Raw genomic sequence first — 19,926 nt, forward strand, 5'->3', positions numbered from 1 at the left:
GGCCGACGTTTCGCGGGATTTCCTCGAGGAGCTCGAATGGTAGAGAAGTCCGCCGACACCCTGATAAACGCGACGGCAGAATCCGCGACCGCCGGGCGCGGCGGCGACGGCCGGACGGCGGCGGACACCGAGACGGAACTCGCCGGAATACTGGCCGGTCTCCTGTCCGTGGCGGAGGTCGCGGGCACCAGCAACTTCTTCACCGATCTCGGCGCCAACTCCCTGGTCATGGCCCAGTTCTGCGCCCGGGTCAGGAAGCACCCGGATCTGCCGTCCGTCTCCATGAAGGACGTCTACCGGCACCAGACGATCCGGGATCTGGCCGGCGCTCTGGCCGCCGCCGCACCCGCTCCAGCCGACCCGGAGCTCCCGGTGCCGCCGTCGGCCACCCGACCGGCGCCCGTGCCGGTGCAGGCCCCGGAACCGGTCACCCCGGCGAGCGATCTCGGTTACGTCCTGTGCGGAACACTCCAGTTACTGGTCTTCCTCGGCTACTCCCTCGCCACCGGATTCGCCGCCGACTGGGGGTACTCGTGGATTGCCGAGGGCTCGGGTCCGGCCGCCGTCTATCTGCGTTCCGTCCTCGCCGTCAGCGTCACATTCCTCGCCCTGTGCGCCTTCCCGGTCCTGGCGAAATGGATTCTCGTCGGACGCTGGAAACCGCGTGAGATCCCGGTGTGGAGCCTGGCGTATCTGCGGTTCTGGATCGTCAAGGTGCTGCTCCACGCCAATCCGATCGTGCTCTTCATCGGCAACCCCCTGTACGTGCTCTATCTGCGGGCGCTCGGCGCACGGATCGGCAGGAACGTCACGATCCTCTCCCGCACCGTGCCGGTCTGCACCGACCTGCTGACGATCGGCTCCGGCACCGTGGTCCGGAAGGACTCCTACTTCCTCTGCTACCGGGCGCACGCCGGGCGCATCCAGACCGGACGGGTCACCCTCGGCCGGGACGCGTTCGTCGGCGAAAAGACGGTGCTCGACATCGACACCGTCCTGGGCGACGGAGCCCAGCTCGGCCATACGTCCACCCTGTACCGGGGCCAGTCCGTCCCGGACGGCGCGCGGTGGCACGGGTCCCCGGCGGAGCCGACGGACGTCGACTACGTGAGGGTCGCACCCGCCCGCTGCGGCACGCTGCGCCGGGCCGGGTTCGGTCTGCTCTCCCTCGTGCAGATGTTCTTCCTCTACCTGCCCCTGACCGTGGGCGGCTTGTACATGATCGCCACCGGGGTTCCGGCGTTCGGCAGGTGGCTGAACCGGGAGGCGGCCCGCGTCTCCTCGGCGGAGTTCCTGCTCGACGCGCTCGTCGTCTCCGCCCTGCTGTACTTCGGCACCGTCGTCGTGGGGCTCGCCGTGCTGTTCACCGTTCCGCGCCTGCTGAACCTGGTCATCACGCCGGACAAGGTCTACCCGCTCTACGGCTTCCACTACGGGGTGCACCGGGCGATCGCCCGGATGACGAACCTGAAGTTCTTCGCCTGGCTCCTCGGCGACAGCTCCTACATCGTCCCCTATCTGCGACGCCTCGGGTACGACCTGTCCCGCGTCGAGCAGACCGGGTCCAACTTCGGCACAGAGGTGCAGCACGAGACCCCGTTCCTCGCGTCCGTCGGCACCGGGACAATGGTGGCCGACGGACTGTCCCTGATCAACGCGGACTTCACCAGTACGTCCTTCCGGGTCACCCGGGCGACGATCGGCCCGCGCAACTTCCTCGGCAACAACATCGCCTATCCGGCCGGAGCCAGGACGGGCGAGAACTGCCTGCTCGCCACGAAGGTGATGGTCCCCCTCGACGGGGAGATCCGCGAAGGCGTCGGACTGCTGGGCTCACCGTCGTTCGAGATCCCGCGCACGGTGGAGCGGGACACCCGGTTCGACCATCTGAGGACCGGGGACGAACTGCGGCGCCGGCTGGCCGCCAAGAACCGCTACAACCTCCGCTCCATGGCGCTGCATCTGCTCCTGCGGTGGCTGCTCACCTTCTTCCTGACGGCGCTGGGGCTGGCGTGCCTGACCCTCTACGGCACTCTCGGGCACCTGGTGATCGGCGCGTACCTGGCACTCACGGTCGCCCTCACCGCCGCCTTCCACGTCCTGGTGGAGCGGTGCGTCGGCGCGTTCCGCCCGCTGCGCCCCCGGTTGTGCTCCATCTACGACCCGTACTTCTGGTGGCACGAGCGGCTGTGGAAGGTGCCGGTCGAATACCTCAACCTGTTCAACGGGACCCCGTTCAAGAACATCGTCTGGCGCGCGCTGGGCGTCCGCGTCGGACGGCGGGTGTTCGACGACGGCTGCTATGTGACGGAGCGGTCGCTCACCACCGTCGGCGACGACTGCACCCTGAACGCGGGCAGCAAGATCCAGTGCCATTCCCAGGAGGACGGCACCTTCAAGTCCGACCACTCCGTGCTGGGTGCCGGCTGCACCCTCGGGGTCGGCGCCCATGTGCACTACGGCGTGACGATGGGTGACGGCGCCCAACTGGCCGCCGACTCCTTCCTGATGAAGGGCGAGGAGGTCCCCCCGTACGCGCGGTGGGGCGGAAATCCCGCGGTGGAGAGGCCGGATTCCCCCAGTGGCCCCGGCCGGGGCCACTCGGCCACGGCAGCAGGAACGTCCTCGGCGAACGGCGCCGCGGCGACGGCGCGTTGAGGAAGGCCATTCGATGGGAACGCAGGCGCAGGCGGACCGGCAGTTCTGGAGCGACGTGGTGACCGCCGGCGGCGTCACCGCCGTCCCGCGGTGGACCCGGCAGCCGGTGGCGGGTACGGCCGAGCACCGTGTCGTGGTGCCGGACGGCGTGGCGGGGGCGGTGCGTGCGCTGGCCGCCGCGTCGGACGTGCCGTTGAGCGCGGTGCTGCTGGCCGCGCACGCCAGGGTGCTGGCCGCGGTGTCGGGCGAGCGGGAGGTCGTCACGGGGTACGTGCCCGGGCCCGGACACGGCCCGCTGCCGTGCCGGCTGACCGTCCCCCCGGGGTCGTGGCGCGGCCTGGTGCTGAGCGCGCACCGGACCGAGGCGGAGGTGCTGGCGCACCGTGACTTCCCGGTGGACGAGCTGCGCCGGGAACTGGGCGTGAGCGAGCCGTCGTACGAGGTCGTGTTCGGCCCTGCGGGGTTCGACGGCGAACTGCCCGCCGAGGTCGTGCTGGCCGTGGACTGCCGTACCGAGGACGGGCGGTCGGTCCTGCGGCTGCGGTACCGCACCGAGGTGCTGGACGCCGCGTGCGCCGCCCGCCTCGGCGGCTACCACCTCACCGCGCTAGGCGCCCTCGCCGCCGACCCGGACGCGGAGCACACCGGGTGGAGTCTGCTCGCGGCCGACGAGGTCCGGTACCAGCTCGAAGGGCTCGCCGGGCCGCACCGCGAACTGCCGCCGATGCGGGCGCACGAGCTGTTCGAGCAGCGCGCGCGGGCGCACCCGGAGGCGGTGGCCGCGGTGCACGGCGCACGCTCGTGGACGTACGGCGAGCTCAACGCGCGCGCCAACCGGCTGGCGCGGGCCCTGCTGGCCAGGGGGCTGAGCAGGGAAGACGTGGTGGCGGTGGTCACCGAGCGCAATCTGGACTGGCTGGCCTCGGTGCTGGCGGTCTTCAAGGCCGGAGGCGTCTACCTGCCGATCGAGCCGCACTTCCCCGCGGGCAGGATCGCGGCGACCCTGTCGCGCGCCGGATGCCGGCTGGTGCTGACCGAGCCCGGCAGCGACCGCAACCTCACCGAGGCCCTGGGCACGCTGCCGGGGGTGCGGACGCTGCCGGTCGGTACGGCGTACGACGAGCAGGACGCCGACGGCGACGTGGGCGTGGCGGTCGCCCCGGACCAGCTGGCCTACATCTACTTCACCTCCGGCTCCACCGGGGAGCCGAAGGGCGCGATGTGCGAGCACGCGGGGATGCTCAACCATCTCCACGCCAAGATCGACGACCTGGGCATCGGTCCGGGCCGGGTGGTGGCGCAGACCGCGCCGCAGTGCTTCGACATCTCCCTGTGGCAGTTGCTGGCCGCGCTGCTGGTGGACGGGCGGACCCTGCTGGTCGAGCAGGACGTGATCGTGGACGTCGAGCGGTTCGTCGACACCCTCGTCCGCGGCCGCGTCGGGGTGGTGCAGGTCGTGCCCTCCTACCTGGAGGTGGTGGTGTCCTACCTGGAGCGGCACCCGCGCGAACTCCCCGACCTGGCCTGTGTGTCGGTGACCGGCGAGGCGCTGAAGCGGGAGCTGGTCCAGCGCTGGTTCGCGGTCCAGCCGAGGATCAGACTGGTCAACGCCTACGGGCTGACCGAGACCTCCGACGACACCAACCACGAGGTCATGGACCAGGTGCCCGAACGGGTGCTGCTGGGACGTCCGGTGAACAACGTGCGCGTCCTCGTCGTCGACGAGCGGCTGTCCCTGGTGCCGCTGGGCGCACCCGGGCTGATCGCGTTCTCCGGCGTGTGCGTGGGCCGCGGGTACGTCAACGACCCGGAGCGCACGCTCGAGGCGTACCGGCAGGACCCGTACCGCCCCGGCGAGCGGCTCTACCTGGGCGGCGACTGGGGGCGCTGGCACCCGGACGGCAAGCTGGAGTTCCTCGGCCGCCGGGACAACCAGGTCAAGATCCGCGGCTTCCGCATCGAGATCGGCGAGATCGAGAACACCCTGCTGCGGGTGCCCGGAGTGCGCGACGGCGCGGTGGTCGTCGCCGAACTCGCCGGCCACAGCACGCATCTGATCGCCTTCTACAGCGGTCGCCGCCAGGACACGGACGCGCTGCGCGAGGCGCTCGGCGCGGCGCTGCCCGCGTACATGGTCCCGAGCGCCTTCCATCGGCAGGACAGCCTGCCGCTGACCGCCAACGGCAAGATCGACCGGAAGGCCCTGACCGCGCTGGCCGAACGGGCCGCGGCGGACGCCGAGGGTGCCGGCGCCACCGGAGAGCGGAACGTCCCGCGCACCCCGGCCGAGCGCAGGCTCGCGGCCGCGTGGGCCGGGCTGCTCGGGGTGCCGGAGGAGCGGATCGGCAGGCGGGACCACTTCTTCGACTCCGGCGGCACCTCGCTGACGGCGGTGAGACTCACCCTCGCCCTGGAGCGCGCGGTGTCCCTGAAGGACATCACCCGCCATCCGGTGCTCGCCGACCTCGCCGCCCTGCTGGACGGCACGGGACGGCGGCGCGCGGAACTGCTGCAGCCGCTGTCGGTGCCGGAGGGGACCCCGGAGTGCGCCCTGGTCTGCTTCCCCCACGCGGGCGGCAACGCGGTCAACTTCCAGCCGCTGGCGAGCGCCCTGGCGGGCCACGGTCCCGCGGTGTACGCCGTCGACCCGCCGGGGCACGACCTGGCCGCCCCCCACGAGGCGTTCATGCCGCTGGAGGAGCTGGTGGAGCGGGTCGTCGCCGAGATCACCGCGCGCGGTCTGACCGGGGTCATGCTGTGGGGCCACTCCTCGGGTGCCGCGCCGGCCGTGGAGACGGCGCGGCGGCTGCGGGATCTCGGCGTCGACGTGCCCCGGGTCTTCCTCGGCGCGCAGCTCCTCGGCACCGCGAGCGAGCGGCGCGCCGCCGTCGGCGAGCTGACCTCGCTGAGCGACGCGGAGATCGCCGCCCGGCTGAGCGCGGAGGGCGGCCACACCGAGCTGGGCGAGCTCGACGCGCGGCAGGCCGAGCGCGTCGGCGCCGCCTACCGGCACGACTGCGTGGCCGCGGACCGCTACTTCGCCGCGGCTCTGGAGGCCCCGCCGGCCGACAGGCTGTCCGCCCCGGTCACCGTGGTCGTCGCGGACGACGATCCGCACACCGCGCAGGCCCCCGACCCTCACCTGGGGTGGCGGCTCCTGGCCGAACGGGTGGACCTGCACCGGCTCGCCGAGGGCGGCCACCACTTCCCCCGCACCCGTCCCACCGACGCGGCACGGGCCGTCCTCGGCGCCGCCGAACTGATGGCACCGTCCTGAGCCCGCCGCGTCCCGCGAGCTCCACGGTCCCGCGGCGAGGCCCCGCGGCACTTCGGCAGCCCTCGCGGACGCGGCCGTCCCGTCCCCAACCTCGCGAAAACGGCCTTCGCGGACCCAGCCGTCGCGGACAGCGCCCTCGCGGACCCGCCGACCCGCCAGACCTTCGCAGACCTCGCGGACCGGAGAGATCCTCCGCGGTGACGAACGAGAGGAAACCAGATGTCGTTCTCTTCCCCGGCATCCCTGCTCGAGGTGGAGCTTGAGCCGGACAGGCCCCCGGTCCTGCACGTGGACCCGCCCGAGGACGCGCCCCGCTGGGCGGCCGAGCACCGCGAGGGACTGCGGGCGCGGGTCGCCGAGCACGGAGCGCTCCTGGTCCGTGGTCTGCAAGTGCGGGAACCCGCGTCCGCCGGTGCGGTCTTCGCGGGGCTGGCCGGCGGCCTGATGACGGAGCGTGAGACCTTCGCGCCCCGGCAGCGCTACAGCCCGGGGCTGTACGCCTCCACCACCTGGCCGGCCAACCAGCCGATGTGCATGCACCACGAGCTGAGCTACGCGCTGGAGGTCCCCGGGCTGATGCTCTTCGCGTGCCTGACCGCGCCGGCCGCGGGCGGGGCGACCGCGGTGGCCGACTCCGAGCGCGTGCTCCAGGCGCTGCCCGCGGCGGTCGGCGAGCGGTTCGAGCGCGAGGGCTGGATGCTCACGCGCTCCTACAACGACGAGATCGGGGCGTCGCTGGAGGAGTCGTTCGGCACCGCCGACCGCGCCGCCGTGGAGCGCTACTGCCGCGCCAACGCCATCGAGTTCACCTGGCAGCCCGACGGCTCCCTGCACACCCGGCAGCGCCGCAGCGCGGTGGTGCGCCACCCGGTCACCGGCCGCCGCTGCTGGTTCAACCAGATCGCCTTCCTCAACGAGTGGACGCTGGCCCCGGAGGTGCGGGAGTACCTGGTGGACGTCTACGGCGAGGAAGGGCTGCCGTTCAACACCCGCTACGGGGACGGCAGCCCGATCGGCGAGGACGTGGTCGAGCTCCTCAACGCCACCTACGAGGAGCACACCCGGCGCGAGCCGTGGCAGGCCGGCGACGTGCTGATGGTCGACAACATCCGCACCGCGCACAGCAGGGAGGCCTTCACCGGCGAACGCCAGGTCGTGGTCGCCATGGCCGAGCCGCAGCGCCTGCCCGAGAGCCGTCCCGCCGGGGAGGGGAGCCGCCGATGACCTCCGTGACCTCCCCCGCCCCCCACCACACCGCCCCGCGCCCGGCGCCGGTGCCGAGCTTCTCGGTGATCTCCGGCGCCCAGGTGCGGCAGGCCCTGGAAGGCCGTGAGAAGCAGATCGTGGAACTGGTCGAGTCCGCCTACCGGCTGCACGGCCGGGGCGACTCGGTGAACCCGCCGTCGTACTTCCTGCGCTTCCCCGACCGTCCGGGTTCCCGCATCATCGCGCTGCCCGCCTCCCTCGGCGGACCGGTGGGCGTGGACGGCCTGAAGTGGATCTCCAGCTTCCCGGACAACGTGGCGGCCGGCCTGCCCCGGGCGTCGGCGGTGCTCATCCTCAACGACCGTGAGACCGGCTACCCGTTCGCCTGCCTGGAGAGCTCGATCATCAGCGCGACCAGGACCGCGGCCTCCGCCGCGCTGGCCGCGGACTGGCTCACCCGCGGCCGGTCCCGCCCCACCCGGGTCGGGTTCTTCGGCACGGGCCTGATCGCCCGCTACATCCACACCTTCCTCGTGGGCACCGGCTGGACGTTCGACTCCGTCGGGGTGCACGACCTGTCCGCCGACAGCGCCGCGGGCTTCCGCGGCTACCTGCGACAGGACGGCCGCGCCGGGCACACCGGTCGGGTCACCGTCCACGACAGCGCCGAGGAACTGATCCGCTCCAGCGACCTGGTGGTCTTCGCCACCGTCGCCGGACAACCCCATGTCACCGACCCGGCCTGGTTCGCCCACCACCCCGTCGTCCTGCACGTCTCCCTGCGCGACCTGGCCCCCGAGATCCTGCTCGCCTCGGCGAACGTGGTCGACGACGTCGAGCACTGCCTGAAGGCCGACACCTCCCCCCATCTGGCCGAGCAGCTCACCGGCAACCGCGACTTCCTGGACGGCACACTCCACGACGTCATGACGGGACGAACGAGCCTGCCCACCGACCGAACCGTGATCTTCTCGCCCTTCGGGCTCGGCGTCCTCGACCTCGCCGTCGGCAGTTACGTGCACGACGAAGTGGCCCGGACCGGAGCCCTCCACGTCATCGACGACTTCTTCCACGAGCTGCGCCGGTACGGCTGAGCGGTTTCCCTCAGCCCTGGCATGAGGAGGCCAGCGTGCCCGTCATTTCCGCTCCCCACGCGTACAACGAGGGCCAGCTCTACATCGACTTAGAGCCGATCATGGGGCGTTCCCTCTTCCTGAAGTGCGAGGGGTTCAACTTCGCCGGCTCGATCAAGCTGAAGGCCGCGGTAGAGATGGTGGAGGCCGCCGAGCGGGACGGGCTGCTGACGCCGGACTCGGTGCTGATCGAGTCCTCTTCCGGCAACCTGGGCGTGGCGCTCAGCATGATCGCGGCGAGCAAGGGCTACCGGTTCCTGTGCGTGACGGACTCCCGGTGCAATCTGTCGACGCGGCTGCTGATGGAGGCGCTGGGCAGCGAGGTGCACGTCATCGCCGACCTGGACGCCAACGGCGGCTTCCTCGGCGCCCGCATCGACTACGTACGCGCGCTGTGCGCCGCCGACGACCGGTACGTGTGGCTCAGCCAGTACACCAACCCGGGCAACTGGCGGGCGCACCACCGCACGACGGCGCCGGAGATCGCCCGTCAGTTCCCGCAGCTGGACGTGCTGTTCGTGGGTGCGGGAACCACCGGGACCCTCATGGGCTGCGCCCGGTTCTTCCGCGCCTGGCACCGGCCCGTGCGGGTCGTCGCGGTGGACACCGTCGGCTCGGTGACCTTCGGCGGCGAACCGGGCCGCCGGATGATCCCGGGAATCGGCATGAGCATGCGCCCGCCCCTGCTGGACGAGTCCTACGTCGACGAGGTGATCAAGGTCGAGGAGGCCGACACCATCCGCGTCTGCCACCGGCTGGCCCGGCGCGGGTTCCTGTTCGGCGGCTCCACCGGGACGGTGGTCAGCGGGGCGATGGACTGGCTGGCCCGGCACGACGACATGGGCGAGCTCACCGCGGTCGCCATCGCCCCGGACCTCGGTGAGCGCTATCTCGACACCATCTACCAGACCACCTGGCTCGAGGACCTCTACGGCGAGCACGTCCTCGGCGGTGAGGAGGTGACCGCCGGTTCCCCGGCGGCCGAGCCGGGGCTGCGCACACCGGTGGGCGGGCGCGAGCCGCTGAACGGCACGCCGTAGGCGGGTGCCCGGCCGGTTCCGCACCGGGCGTCCGGTGCGGAACCGGCCGGGCGCTCGATGCGGGGCGCCTCGGGACGGTGGTGCGCCTCGGGACGGTGGTGCGCCTCAGGACGGTGGTGCGCCTCAGGACGGTGGTGCGCAGCAGCCGTCGTCCGGGGCGGTGTCCAGGCGGCAGAAGCAGGACGCCGTGATCGGCACGTCGGCCACCGCGGTCGCGATCTTCAACTGCTGGGCGACGATCCGTGCCTCGGCGGTCCGGCCGAGCCGCAGCAGGCACTCGTGGAATCCGTGCAGTGCCCAGACGTTGCCGGGGTGCTGCAGCGGGCGGGGAAGCGTGTCGTCGAGCCCCAGGTCGGCCCGGTAGACCGCCTCGGCCTCCTCGACCCGTCCCCGCTCCAGGAGCAGCGCGCCGTAGGCGTGCCGGGTGGGCTGCATCCAGCCCCACGGCTCGTCGTACGGGAGGCCGTCGTCCAGTTCGATCGACCGGCGCAGCGCGGTGAAGGCCGCGTCGTGATCGCCCCGGCGGTAGTCCAGTTCGCCGTCGAGCATCGCCGAGGCGATCGCCAGGATGTCCGCGCAGGTGTTGTTGAACAACATGCGGGTCTGCGGGACTTGGGCGGCATCCTGCCGGAAGAGGGTGCGTTCCGCCTCGGCGTCGGCGATCCTGCCGGTGGCGGAGAACGCGACGCCGCGCGCGTAGTGCCGCATCGCCGTGCTCACGCAGTACAGCCGCGGGTCGGCCGGCGGCGGCAGACGCAGGATGTCGTCCCAGCGCCCGAAGCGGATCAGGACGTGCACCCGCATCGCGAGAAAGCCCTCCAGCCAGTCGGCCATCGGCGGGCTCTCCACGCGCAGCAGTTCCTCGGGCACGGCGGCCTCCAGCCGATCCGCCGTCTCCAGCGCGTCCTGGAGGCGGCCGAGGAACATCGCGCCGTAGATCCTGAAGTGGAGGTTGTGGCACCGGTAGAGGGTGTAGAAGTTCATCGCGCCTGCCCGGGCGAGGTACTTCTCGTCGGCGGCGATGGCCGCGGCGTTGTCGGAGAGCACCCGCCGGTAGTCGCCGCAGAGCACCTCCAGGTGGGACGGCATGTGCTGCAGGTGCCCGGCGTCGGGCACCAGGCCGCGCAGCCGGTCGGCGGCGGGCAGGGCGGTCTCGGGGGCCGGGGACATCTCCATCAGGTGGACGTACAGGTGCAGCAGGCCGGGGTGCCGGGTGCCCGCCCGTGTCGCCATCGCCCCTTCGAGCACGGCCCTGGCCTCGGGCGTGCGCGCGCCGGGCGCGGGGCGGCCGGTGCGGATGTCCCACAGCTGCCAGGGGGTGAGGTTCATCAGGGCGTCGGCGTACAGGGCCGCCACCTCGAGGTCGTCGGGCGCCAGCCGGTGTACGGCCCCCATGCTGTCGGCGTAGGCCGCGTTCCACACCGAGCAGTCCTCGGCGTCCTCGGCCTCCGCCCGTGGGTAGCGGGCGCGCAGCGCCTCGATGAGCGCCCGTTCCACGGGGGACGCGGACGCCGCCTTGACGTGCGCCCGCTCCACCGCGGCGTGGGTGCGCTCCACCGTCCGCGCGAGGTCCCGCTCGTCGAAGAACCCCCAGGGCTTGTTGTAGTTGGGGCCCAGGGCGTAGGCCACGCCCCAGTCGGCCATGGCGCAGTCGGGGTCCGCCGCGGCGGCCGCCTCGAAGCAGCGGACGGCCTCCTCGTGGTTGAAGGCGTACGTCCAGTTCAGCCCGCGGTCGAACCACGACTGGGCCTCGGGGGACGACGTCGTCACGCGCCGGGAGTGGCTGCCCAGGTCGTAGTAGCTCACATGTCCCGACCCTAGCGGGACTTGAAGCAAAACGTACCGATTCGCCTACGACCGGCTCGTGCGGGACCCGGCGAGAACCGCCCGCGAGGTGTGGGTGAACGGCCCCTACGACTACTACAACGCGGACAAGTACAACCCGCAGAACGAGCCCGACCTCATCGCCCCGTACACCTACCTCTCGACCGGCGAGCCGTGGAAGACCACCGACGTGGTGCACGCCGCGCTCACCCTCTTCACGGACACCCCCACCGGCATGACCGGCAACGACGACCTCGGCACCATGTCCGCCTGGAACGTGCTGTCGTCCATCGGCCTCTTCCCGGTGCAGCCCGGCTACGACACCTGGGGCCTGTCCACCCCCGTCTTCGAGCGCGTCGACCTCACCCTCGACCGGCGCCACTACCCCCGCGGCGCGCTCACGATCACGGCCCCCGCCACCTCGGACGCCCGCCGCTACATCCGGTCGGCCCGCGTCGACGGCACCCCGTACGACCGCACCTGCCTGACGACCGACGCTCTGCGGGACATGCGGTGGCTCGCGTTCACCACCGGCGCCGAGCCGTCCGCCTGGGGAACGGCCGCCGAGGCCGGACCGCCCGCGCTGAACCGACACGGAGGCTGATTCCACAGCGAAGCTGGAGGCCGCCCGAGTCCCGTCCCCTCCCCCCGGGGGAGGGACTCAGGCGTGTCCGGGGCGTACAGTGAGAGTACCCCTGGGGGTATTTTTCAAGGAGAAAACCGTGGAACTGGAGCTTGAAGGCCCGAACCTGAAGTCCGTACTGAACCGGCTGCGCCGCGCACAGGGCCAGATATCCGGCGTCATCCGGATGATCGAGGAGGGGCGCGACTGCGAGGACGTCGTCACCCAACTCGCTGCGGCGTCGCGCGCCCTGGACCGGGCGGGCTTCGCGATCATCGCCAGCGGCCTGCAGACATGCGTGGCCGACATCGACGCCGGCGGGGCGAACGGCGACGACGCCGGGCGGATCCGCACCCGACTGGAGCGGCTGTTCCTGTCGCTGGCGTGAGCCGGCACGCCCTTGGCCCGCCGATCCCTGGACACCCGTCCCACCCTGTCCCCCGCGAACCGACAGAAAGGCCACACCCCATGCGCTACGACCGCACCGTGCACCTCGACGCCGGCTTCGCCACCACCGTCGAGCGCGTCCGGGAAGCCCTGGCCGCGCAGGGCTTCGGCATCCTCACCGAGATCGACGTCACAGCCACCCTCAAGGCCAAGCTCGACCAGGACATGGAGGACTACGTCATCCTCGGCGCCTGCAACCCGCCGCTGGCGCACAGCGCACTGGACACGGACCGCACCATCGGGCTGCTGCTGCCCTGCAACGTGGTCGTCCGCACCGAGGGCGACGGCACCACCGTCCAGGCACTCGACCCCGACACCATGGTGACGCTGACCGGGCTCGACGCCCTGCGCCCCGTCGCCGACGAGGCGACCCGCCGCCTCGACGCGGCCCTCGCCTCGCTCACCGCACGGACCCCCGAGGGCACTTCGCGGGCGGACTGACCGCTACGAAATACCCCCGGGGGTACTTGTGCTACGGTGGTACACATACCCGGGGGGGTAATTTCCGTGGGAAAGGAACATCTCCGTGTTCTTCATCGACACCATTGAGCTCGAGGGCCTCGGCAACCGCCACTACCTGGCCGGCGGCAAGGAGACGGCCGTGGCGGTGGATCCGCCGCGCGACTTCGACCAGGTGCTGGTGGCGGCGGCCCGGCGCGGGGTGCGGATCACCCACGTCGTGGAGACCCACATCCACAACGACTACGTCACCGGTGGTCTGGAGCTGGCCCGGGTGACCGGCGCCGCCTACCTGGTCCCGGCCGGTGCGCACGTGGCGTTCGAGCGGGTGCCGGTCGCCGACGGCGACACCGTCGCCCTTGACGCCGGACTCGAACTGCGGGCCGTCGCCACCCCCGGGCACACCCCGCACCACACCTCCTACGTCCTGCAGGACAGGGGCGTGCCGGTGGCCGCGTTCACCGGCGGTTCGCTGCTGATCGGCACCGTGGGTCGCCCCGACCTCGTCGAGCCGCGCCTGACCGAGCAGCTGGCCCGCGCCCAGCACGCCTCCGCGCACCGTCTGGCGGCCGAGCTGCCGGACGAGACCTCCGTCCTGCCCACGCACGGTTTCGGCAGCTTCTGCTCCTCGGCGCAGGCCGAGGGCGACGCCACCACGATCGGCAAGGAGAAGGCCGTCAACGCGGCGCTGACCTCCGACGTGGACTCCTTCGTGGCCCGGCTGCTCGCCGACCTCGACGACATACCGGCGTACTACACGTACATGGGCCCGGCCAACGCCGCCGGCCCGGCCCCGGTGGACCTGACGCCGCCGGCCGTGGCGGACGCGCGGGAGATCGCCTCCCGGCTCGCCGCCGGCGAGTGGGTCGTGGACCTGCGCAACCGGGTCGCCTTCGCCGACGGCCACGTGGCCGGGTCGTTCAACTTCGAGGCGGACGGCAAGATCGCCACCTACCTGGCCTGGATGATCCCGTGGGGCAAGCCGGTCACGCTGCTCGCCGAGTCCCCGGAGCAGCTGGCCGCCGCGCAGCGGGAGCTGGTCCGGGTCGGCATCGACCGGCCCGCCGCCGCGGCGACGGGCGGGCCCGAGGAATGGGTCGCCGAGGGCGAACGTCCGGCCTCCTTCCCGCGGTCCACGTTCGCGGGGCTGGCCGAGCAGGGTACGGACGGGATCGTCGTCCTGGACGTCCGCCGCGACTCCGAGCGGGCCGGCGGACACATCGAGGGCTCCGTGCACATCCCGATCCACCAGCTGCACAAGCGGCTCGGTGAGGTGCCGGCCGGCACGGTCTGGGTGCACTGCGCCGGAGGAATGCGGGCGGGCATCGCCGCCTCGCTGCTGGACGCCGCCGGGTGGGACGTGGTGGCCGTCGACGACGGCTTCGACAACGCTCCCGGGGCCGGACTGTCGATCGTGACCGGCTGAACGGGCCCGTCGTACCCCCTTACTAGTTCTTGCGAGGTTGTGTGATGTTCCTCTTCCGTCGCGGCAGGAGCCGCGTCACCGTCGACGAAGCCCGCCGACGCACCCAGGGCACCGGCGCCCAGGCCGTCCTGCTGGACGTACGCGAGCAGCGCGAGTGGAGCGCCGGGCACGCGCCCGGCGCGGTCCACGCGCCGCTGTCCGTCCTGCAGGCCGGGGCGGCCCTGCCCGGCGCGGCCCAGGGGCGGCCTCTGGTGGTGATCTGCCGCAGCGGGAACCGCTCGCAGCGGGCGGCGGAACTGCTGACCGGACGCGGCGTGGACGCCGTGGACGTCAAGGGCGGCATGAGCGCCTGGGCCGCAGCCGGTCACCCGGTCGTCGACGAACGCGGGAACCGCGGCTCGATAGCATGACCGCTCTGATCGTCGCGCTCGTGGCCGGCGCCGTCATTGGCCTGGCCCTGGGCGGCCTCGGCGGGGGCGGCAGCGTCCTCGCCGTTCCCGCCCTGATCTACCTCCTCGACTTCACTCCGGCGGCCGCCACGACCGCCAGCCTGATCATCGTGACCATCACCTCGGTCACCGCACTGGTCGGGCACGCCCGGGACGGCAACGTGGCCTGGCGCACCGGCCTGCTGTTCGCCGCGGCGGGCATCGTGCCCGCGATGCTCGCCGGTGCCCTCTCGAGCCACCTGCCCGAGGCCGTGCTCACCGTCGCCTTCGCCGTCATCGCGGCCCTGGCGGCCCTGCGGATGCTGCGTCCCCAGCACACCGCGCGGTCCGGCCGGGTGCACGCCGGGAAGGCGGGAGCCGCCGGTGCCGGGCTGGGCGCGGTGACCGGATTCCTGGGTGTGGGCGGCGGCTTCCTGGCCGTCCCCGCGCTGGTGAGCGTGCTGGGTCTGACCATGCGCCTGGCCGTGGGCACGAGCCTGCTGGTCATCACGATCAACTCGCTGGCCGCGCTCACCGCCCGGGCGGGCAGCGGGGTGCAGCTGAACTGGGCGGTCATCGCGCCGTTCACCGCGGCGGCGATCCTCGGCGCCTGGGACGGCAAGCGCCTGTCGAAGAAGATCAAGGGCAAGACGCTCCAGCGCGTCTTCGCCTATGTGCTGCTCGCCGTCGCCGCCTTCATGCTCGTTGACGTGATCGCCTGACCACGTCATGACCACGCCACCCCCCTGATACCCCGCGGGGTACCCGTACTACTCTCCTCCTACCCCCCTCGAAGCCCCTTCGACGCACAAGGATGACTCGCCTCATGACGACCCCCACCACTCTCGATCCCGGCCAGGCCCGCACCCGCCTCCACGAGCTGACCGTCATCGACGTCCGCACGCCCGGCGAGTACGCCGGCGGCCACATCCCCGGCGCCCTCAACATCCCGCTCGACCAGCTGGACGGGGCCATGGCCGACATCCGCAGCGCGGCCCAGCGTGGCGAGGTCCTCGTCGTCTGCGCCTCGGGGGCCCGTTCGGAGAACGCCTGCCGGATGCTCTCCGAGAACGGCATCCACACCGCCACCCTCTCCGGTGGAACCGATGCCTGGGCCGCCCAGGGCCACGACCTGCAGCGCCCCCGGGGAGCCGCCAAGGCGAAGTGGGCCATGGAGCGCCAGGTCCGCCTGGTCGCCGGTTCGCTCGTCCTGACCGGCCTGCTGCTCGGTCTGTTCGTCCACCCGGCCTTCCAGCTGCTGTCCGCGGGTGTCGCGAGCGGGCTGGTCTTCTCGGCCCTGACCAACACGTGCGGCATGGCCGTCGTCCTCGGCAAGCTCCCGTACAACCGCAGCCGCCAGTGCGACCTGGACAGCGCGCGGGCCCGCCTTCGCAACAGCTGAGCCGCGTGTCGCCGCCCGGCGACTGATCGCGCGGCCGGCCCCGCGCAGCGAGATGCCCCGGACGCCTGAAGGCGTCCGGGGCATCTCGCTGCGGTGGCTTCGGGGTGGGAGACCGGCTGCTCGCCTCCGGTCCCACGGGGGCGCGCGTCCTTCACCACCGTCCTCCCCCCGGATCAGGCGAAGGGCCCCGGCAGCTGTGCCACAGGGTGGCTTCATGGCTTCGGGTCGGGAGACCGACATCTCGCGTCCGGTCACCCGAAGGTGCGTCAGTCGCCGCGTGCTCCGCCCCGGCTGAGGACGCCGGGCGCCGGCGCAAGTGCTACGGGGTGTGGGTCTCGTACATGCGGAGTGCGACCACGATCCCGGACGCGGCGGTCAGCGCGGCGACGGCCCAGACGGCGGTGGTCAGGCCGTAGGCGTCGGCGAGCGCCCCGGCGAGCAGGGCGCCTACGGCGAATCCGCCGTCGCGCCACAGCCGGTAGACGCCGACCGCGCGAGCCCGCCAGGCGGGGTGGGCGACGTCGCCGATGGCGGCGAGCAGCGTCGGGTAGACCATGGCGGTACCGGCGCCGAGCAGGACCTGCGCGAGGGCCCACACCGGGAAGGTGGTGCCGAGCGCGACCAGCCCGATGGCGACGGCCTGCAGCAACATGCCCGCGGTGATCAGGTGCTTGCGGCCGACGCGGTCGGACCACCAGCCGGTGAAGAGCTGACCGAGGCCCCATACGGCGGGGTAGAGCGCGGCGAGGATGCCGATCGCGGCGACGGACAGTCCGTGGGCCGCGTAGAGCAGGGGAAAGATGCCCCAGGCGAGGGCGTCGTTGAGGTTGTTGACCATGCCGGCCCAGCTCGCCGCCGACAGCGCCCGGTCCTTGGCGCTGGTGATCCAGGCGACCTGCCCGGTGGTCAGCTCGCCGTGGTGGTCCGGGTTCTTCGCGGGGCCGTGCTGGGCGGCCTCCAGCCGGGCGTGCGCGTGGGTCTCGCGCACGGCGAGGACCGAGAGCCCCAGCCCGACGGCCGCGTAGGCGATGCCCAGGAAGAACGGCTGCGGCCGCAGCGCGGAGTGGGCGGCGATCGCGCCGGTCGCCATGGCGGTGGCGGCGAGCGCGGCGTATCCGGCGGCCTCGTTGAATCCCATGGCGAGCCCGCGCCGCGCGGGGCCGACGAGGTCGATCTTCATGATGACGGTGGTGGACCAGGTCAGCCCCTGGTTGACGCCGAGCAGGACGTTGGCGAGGACCACCCAGCCCCAGGACGGCGCCCAGATCAGCAGCAGCGGCACCGGAAGGGCGATCACCCATCCGGCGACAAGGACCGGTTTGCGGCCGAAGCGGTCGGACAGGGTGCCCGCGAAGAAGTTGGTGATCGCCTTGGTCGCCCCGAACGCGACGATGTACGTCAGGGCCGCGGTGTAGGCGGAGAGGTGGAAGACGCTGTGCGCGAGCAGCGGCAGGACGGTGCGTTCCTGCCCGAGCATCCCTCCGACCAGCGCGTTCACAGCTACCAGCAGGGAGAACTGGGCGAGATTGGCGCGCAGACCGAGGCGGATTCCGCCGTCGGCCGCCGGGGAGGGGGCGGAGGTGTTCATGATGTCCTTGAACCGCTATTACAATAATCCATGGATTTATGGAGGATGTCATATGGGAGATCCCGCCCGCAAAGCGGAGCTGTTCGCCGCCGTCGCCCAGACCGGCAAGGCCCTGGCCCACGGCAAACGGCTGGAGCTGCTCGACCTCCTCGCCCAGGGCGAGCGCAGCGTCGACGCGCTCGCCCGGGCCGCCGGGCTCGGCCTGACCACGGCGTCCGCCCATCTGCAGGCGCTCAAGCGGGCCGGGCTGGTCACCACCCGCCGCGAGGGCGTCCGCATCCACTACCGTCTCGCCGGCGACGACGTCGCCGCCCTCTACGCGCTGCTGCAGCGGGTCGCCCGCGCCCACCGCGCGGCGGCCGGCGCGGCTCGCGCCGCCTATCTCGGCCCCGACGACACCGACTGCCTGACCCGCGAGGAACTGCTGGAACGGGTCAGATCCGGCACCGCCACCGTGATCGACGTACGGCCGCCCGAGGAGTACGCCGCCGGCCACATCCCCGGTGCCCTGTCCGTCCCGCTCGACGAGCTCGAGGCGCGCCTCGCGAGCCTCCCGGCCGAGGGAGAGATCATCGCCTACTGCCGGGGCACGAACTGCGTCCTCTCCCACGACGCCGCCCGTCTACTGGCCGCCCACGGGCGCCGCGCGGCCCGCCTGGTCGACGGCATGCTCGAATGGCGGCTCGCCGATCTCCCGGTCGAGGCGGGCACCGCGCTCTCCTGAGCGACGCATGGGGGCCGCACTTACACCCCGCACCAGAACTATGGTGTCCCACCACATGTGCGCCTGATCTGCGTCTTCCTACGGTGTGCCGACACGTACACCCGTCCCCACCGCACACGAGGAAGTGGCGCACATGGCCTCCGCAGCAACCGCTCCGCCGAAACCGGCGAACCTTCCCCGCATCGTCGCCGCCAGCCTCATCGGCACCACCATCGAGTGGTACGACTTCTTTCTGTACGGCTCCGCCGCCGCGCTCGTGTTCAACACGCTGTTCTTCCCGAACAGCGACCCGCTGGTCGGCACGCTGCTGTCGTTCCTGACGTACGCGGTCGGTTTCGCCGCCCGGCCGATCGGCGCCCTGGTGTTCGGGCACTACGGGGACCGGCTGGGACGCAAGAAGCTGCTGGTGCTGAGCCTGCTGATGATGGGCGGCGCGACCTTCGCGATAGGCCTGCTGCCCACGTACGCGAGCATCGGGGCCGCGGCTCCGATCCTGCTGACGGTGTTGCGCCTGGTCCAGGGCTTCGCGCTCGGCGGTGAGTGGGGCGGGGCCGTACTGCTGGTCTCCGAGCACGGGGACGCGCGGCGGCGCGGTTTCTGGGCCTCCTGGCCGCAGACCGGGGCGCCGGCCGGGCAGCTGCTCGCCACCGGTGTGCTGTCGCTGCTGACCGCCCTGCTCTCCGAGCAGGCGTTCGGCAGCTGGGGCTGGCGGATCCCGTTCCTGCTCTCCGGTGTCCTGGTGATGGTCGGTCTGTGGATTCGTCTCTCTGTCGACGAGTCGCCCGTCTTCAAGCAGGCGCTGGCCCACGCCGAAGCCCGCAAGGCGGCCCAGGGCGCCGAGGCCGCGACGGAGAAGCTGCCGCTGGTGTCCGTGCTGCGGCACCACTGGCGCGACATCCTGGTGGCCATGGGAGCGCGCATGGCGGAGAACATCAGCTACTACGTCATCACGGCCTTCATCCTCGTCTACGCCGTCACCTCCGCCGGTGTCTCCAAGGGGACCGCGCTGAACGCCGTGCTGATCGCCTCCGCCGTGCACTTCGCCGTCATCCCGGCCTGGGGCGCGCTGTCGGACCGGATCGGACGTCGCCCCGTCTACCTGCTGGGCGCGGCCGGGGTCGGGCTGTGGATGTTCCCGTTCTTCTCGCTCATCGACACCGGTACGTTCGTCAACCTGCTCATCGCGGTGACCGTGGGCTTGGTGCTGCACGGCGCCATGTACGCCCCGCAGGCCGCCTTCTTCTCCGAGATGTTCGCGACCCGGATGCGCTACTCCGGCGCCTCGATCGGCGCGCAGTTCGCCTCGGTCGCCGCGGGCGCGCCCGCGCCGCTGATCGCCACCGCCCTCCTCGTCGACTACGGCAGCTCCACCCCCATCGCCCTGTACGTCATCGCGGCGGCCGTCCTGACCCTGATCGCCGTCGGCGTGGCCAGCGAGACCCGGCACCGGGACCTCACCGCCGTGGAGACCTCCGACCGGACCGAGCCCGCTGCGACCGCGGCGACGGACGCCCGCACCGCCTGACGCGCCGGGCGCGCCTGGCGCGCCGACGGCCGCATCGGGTGACGGCCGTGCCGGCCGACGCCCGGGCCGTACGGACTGCGCGCCGCCCGACGGCCCCGCGCAGTCCGACGCAGCCCGACCGTCCGGCCCGGCCCCCGTACGCCCCGCGCGTACGGGGGCCTTCGCGT

15 protein-coding genes and 1 pseudogene are annotated in these 19,926 nt (G+C 72.2%); 14 read left to right on the forward strand and 2 right to left on the reverse strand.

Annotated features, from left to right (window positions below):
* Positions 1-36 precede the first annotated feature (36 nt).
* From ACF1A5_RS14525 to sbnA, 5 genes are all read left to right on the forward strand, one after another.
* Entirely contained in the window at positions 37-2,658 is a 2,622-nt protein-coding gene (locus tag ACF1A5_RS14525; protein WP_392193182.1) for a Pls/PosA family non-ribosomal peptide synthetase, read from the forward strand.
* Between the two features lie 13 nt (positions 2,659-2,671).
* Complete coding sequence (locus ACF1A5_RS14530; RefSeq protein ID WP_392193183.1) at positions 2,672-5,935, forward strand: amino acid adenylation domain-containing protein; 3,264 nt, start codon at positions 2,672-2,674, stop codon at positions 5,933-5,935.
* A gap of 219 nt (positions 5,936-6,154) precedes the next feature.
* Positions 6,155-7,159, forward strand: a complete 1,005-nt coding sequence (locus ACF1A5_RS14535; protein WP_392193184.1) for a TauD/TfdA family dioxygenase — start codon at positions 6,155-6,157, stop codon at positions 7,157-7,159.
* On the forward strand, positions 7,156-8,235 hold the full coding sequence (gene sbnB, locus ACF1A5_RS14540; protein WP_392193185.1) for a 2,3-diaminopropionate biosynthesis protein SbnB: 1,080 nt from the start codon (positions 7,156-7,158) through the stop codon (positions 8,233-8,235). Before ACF1A5_RS14535 ends, sbnB begins: the two co-directional genes overlap by 4 nt.
* A gap of 35 nt (positions 8,236-8,270) precedes the next feature.
* On the forward strand, positions 8,271-9,314 hold the full coding sequence (gene sbnA / locus ACF1A5_RS14545) for a 2,3-diaminopropionate biosynthesis protein SbnA (RefSeq protein ID WP_392193186.1): 1,044 nt from the start codon (positions 8,271-8,273) through the stop codon (positions 9,312-9,314).
* A gap of 123 nt (positions 9,315-9,437) precedes the next feature.
* Here the strand turns inward: sbnA and ACF1A5_RS14550 are convergent, their stop codons facing one another.
* Positions 9,438-11,120 (reverse strand): hypothetical protein, encoded by a 1,683-nt coding sequence (locus ACF1A5_RS14550; protein WP_392193187.1) that lies wholly within the window; start codon positions 11,118-11,120, stop codon positions 9,438-9,440.
* Between the two features lie 40 nt (positions 11,121-11,160).
* On the opposite strand from ACF1A5_RS14550, the pseudogene ACF1A5_RS14555 reads away from it, so the two are divergent.
* The 7 genes and pseudogenes from ACF1A5_RS14555 to ACF1A5_RS14585 form a co-directional block, all read left to right on the forward strand.
* A pseudogene (locus ACF1A5_RS14555) lies at positions 11,161-11,742 on the forward strand (glycoside hydrolase domain-containing protein); the annotation flags it as partial.
* A gap of 118 nt (positions 11,743-11,860) precedes the next feature.
* Positions 11,861-12,148 carry a metal-sensitive transcriptional regulator gene (locus ACF1A5_RS14560; protein WP_392193188.1) on the forward strand — a complete coding sequence of 96 codons (288 nt, stop codon included), beginning with the start codon at positions 11,861-11,863 and terminating at the stop codon, positions 12,146-12,148.
* Between the two features lie 80 nt (positions 12,149-12,228).
* Positions 12,229-12,648: a DUF302 domain-containing protein gene (locus ACF1A5_RS14565; protein WP_392193189.1), complete on the forward strand. Its 420-nt coding sequence runs from the start codon at positions 12,229-12,231 to the stop codon at positions 12,646-12,648.
* Positions 12,649-12,733: 85 nt separating this feature from the next.
* Positions 12,734-14,092: a rhodanese-like domain-containing protein gene (locus ACF1A5_RS14570; protein ID WP_392193190.1), complete on the forward strand. Its 1,359-nt coding sequence runs from the start codon at positions 12,734-12,736 to the stop codon at positions 14,090-14,092.
* A gap of 44 nt (positions 14,093-14,136) precedes the next feature.
* Entirely contained in the window at positions 14,137-14,502 is a 366-nt protein-coding gene (locus tag ACF1A5_RS14575) for a rhodanese-like domain-containing protein (protein WP_392193191.1), read from the forward strand.
* Entirely contained in the window at positions 14,499-15,242 is a 744-nt protein-coding gene (locus ACF1A5_RS14580; protein ID WP_392193192.1) for a sulfite exporter TauE/SafE family protein, read from the forward strand. The genes ACF1A5_RS14575 and ACF1A5_RS14580 overlap by 4 nt, the downstream gene beginning before the upstream one ends.
* Positions 15,243-15,346: 104 nt before the next feature.
* Positions 15,347-15,922, forward strand: a complete 576-nt coding sequence (locus tag ACF1A5_RS14585; protein ID WP_392193193.1) for a rhodanese-like domain-containing protein — start codon at positions 15,347-15,349, stop codon at positions 15,920-15,922.
* Positions 15,923-16,241: 319 nt separating this feature from the next.
* Here ACF1A5_RS14585 and ACF1A5_RS14590 read toward each other — a convergent pair whose 3' ends face one another.
* Positions 16,242-17,510: an MFS transporter gene (locus ACF1A5_RS14590; protein ID WP_392193194.1), complete on the reverse strand. Its 1,269-nt coding sequence runs from the start codon at positions 17,508-17,510 to the stop codon at positions 16,242-16,244.
* Between the two features lie 52 nt (positions 17,511-17,562).
* Here ACF1A5_RS14590 and ACF1A5_RS14595 point away from each other — a divergent pair, with 52 nt between their 5' ends.
* Together ACF1A5_RS14595 and ACF1A5_RS14600 are read left to right on the forward strand one after the other, a co-directional pair.
* Complete coding sequence (locus ACF1A5_RS14595; RefSeq protein ID WP_392193195.1) at positions 17,563-18,234, forward strand: ArsR/SmtB family transcription factor; 672 nt, start codon at positions 17,563-17,565, stop codon at positions 18,232-18,234.
* 133 nt (positions 18,235-18,367) lie between these two features.
* A complete protein-coding gene (locus tag ACF1A5_RS14600; RefSeq protein WP_392193196.1) occupies positions 18,368-19,759 on the forward strand; it encodes an MFS transporter in 1,392 nt (463 codons plus the stop codon).
* Positions 19,760-19,926 lie beyond the last annotated feature (167 nt).

The sequence above is a fragment of the Streptomyces sp. NPDC014864 genome, from assembly GCF_043081525.1.
Lineage (GTDB): Bacteria > Actinomycetota > Actinomycetes > Streptomycetales > Streptomycetaceae > Streptomyces.

Bases quoted from the DNA above. Each gene is read 5' to 3' on its own strand.
- ACF1A5_RS14525 (WP_392193182.1), top strand. From the start codon at position 37: ATGGTAGAGAAGTCCGCCGACACCCTGATAAACGCGACGGCAGAATCC.
- ACF1A5_RS14530 (WP_392193183.1), top strand. From the start codon at position 2,672: ATGGGAACGCAGGCGCAGGCGGACCGGCAGTTCTGGAGCGACGTGGTG.
- ACF1A5_RS14535 (WP_392193184.1), top strand. From the start codon at position 6,155: ATGTCGTTCTCTTCCCCGGCATCCCTGCTCGAGGTGGAGCTTGAGCCG.
- sbnB (WP_392193185.1), top strand. From the start codon at position 7,156: ATGACCTCCGTGACCTCCCCCGCCCCCCACCACACCGCCCCGCGCCCG.
- ACF1A5_RS14565 (WP_392193189.1), top strand. From the start codon at position 12,229: ATGCGCTACGACCGCACCGTGCACCTCGACGCCGGCTTCGCCACCACC.
- ACF1A5_RS14575 (WP_392193191.1), top strand. From the start codon at position 14,137: ATGTTCCTCTTCCGTCGCGGCAGGAGCCGCGTCACCGTCGACGAAGCC.
- ACF1A5_RS14580 (WP_392193192.1), top strand. From the start codon at position 14,499: ATGACCGCTCTGATCGTCGCGCTCGTGGCCGGCGCCGTCATTGGCCTG.
- ACF1A5_RS14585 (WP_392193193.1), top strand. From the start codon at position 15,347: ATGACGACCCCCACCACTCTCGATCCCGGCCAGGCCCGCACCCGCCTC.
- ACF1A5_RS14590 (WP_392193194.1), bottom strand. From the start codon at position 17,510: ATGAACACCTCCGCCCCCTCCCCGGCGGCCGACGGCGGAATCCGCCTC.
- ACF1A5_RS14595 (WP_392193195.1), top strand. From the start codon at position 17,563: ATGGGAGATCCCGCCCGCAAAGCGGAGCTGTTCGCCGCCGTCGCCCAG.
- ACF1A5_RS14600 (WP_392193196.1), top strand. From the start codon at position 18,368: ATGGCCTCCGCAGCAACCGCTCCGCCGAAACCGGCGAACCTTCCCCGC.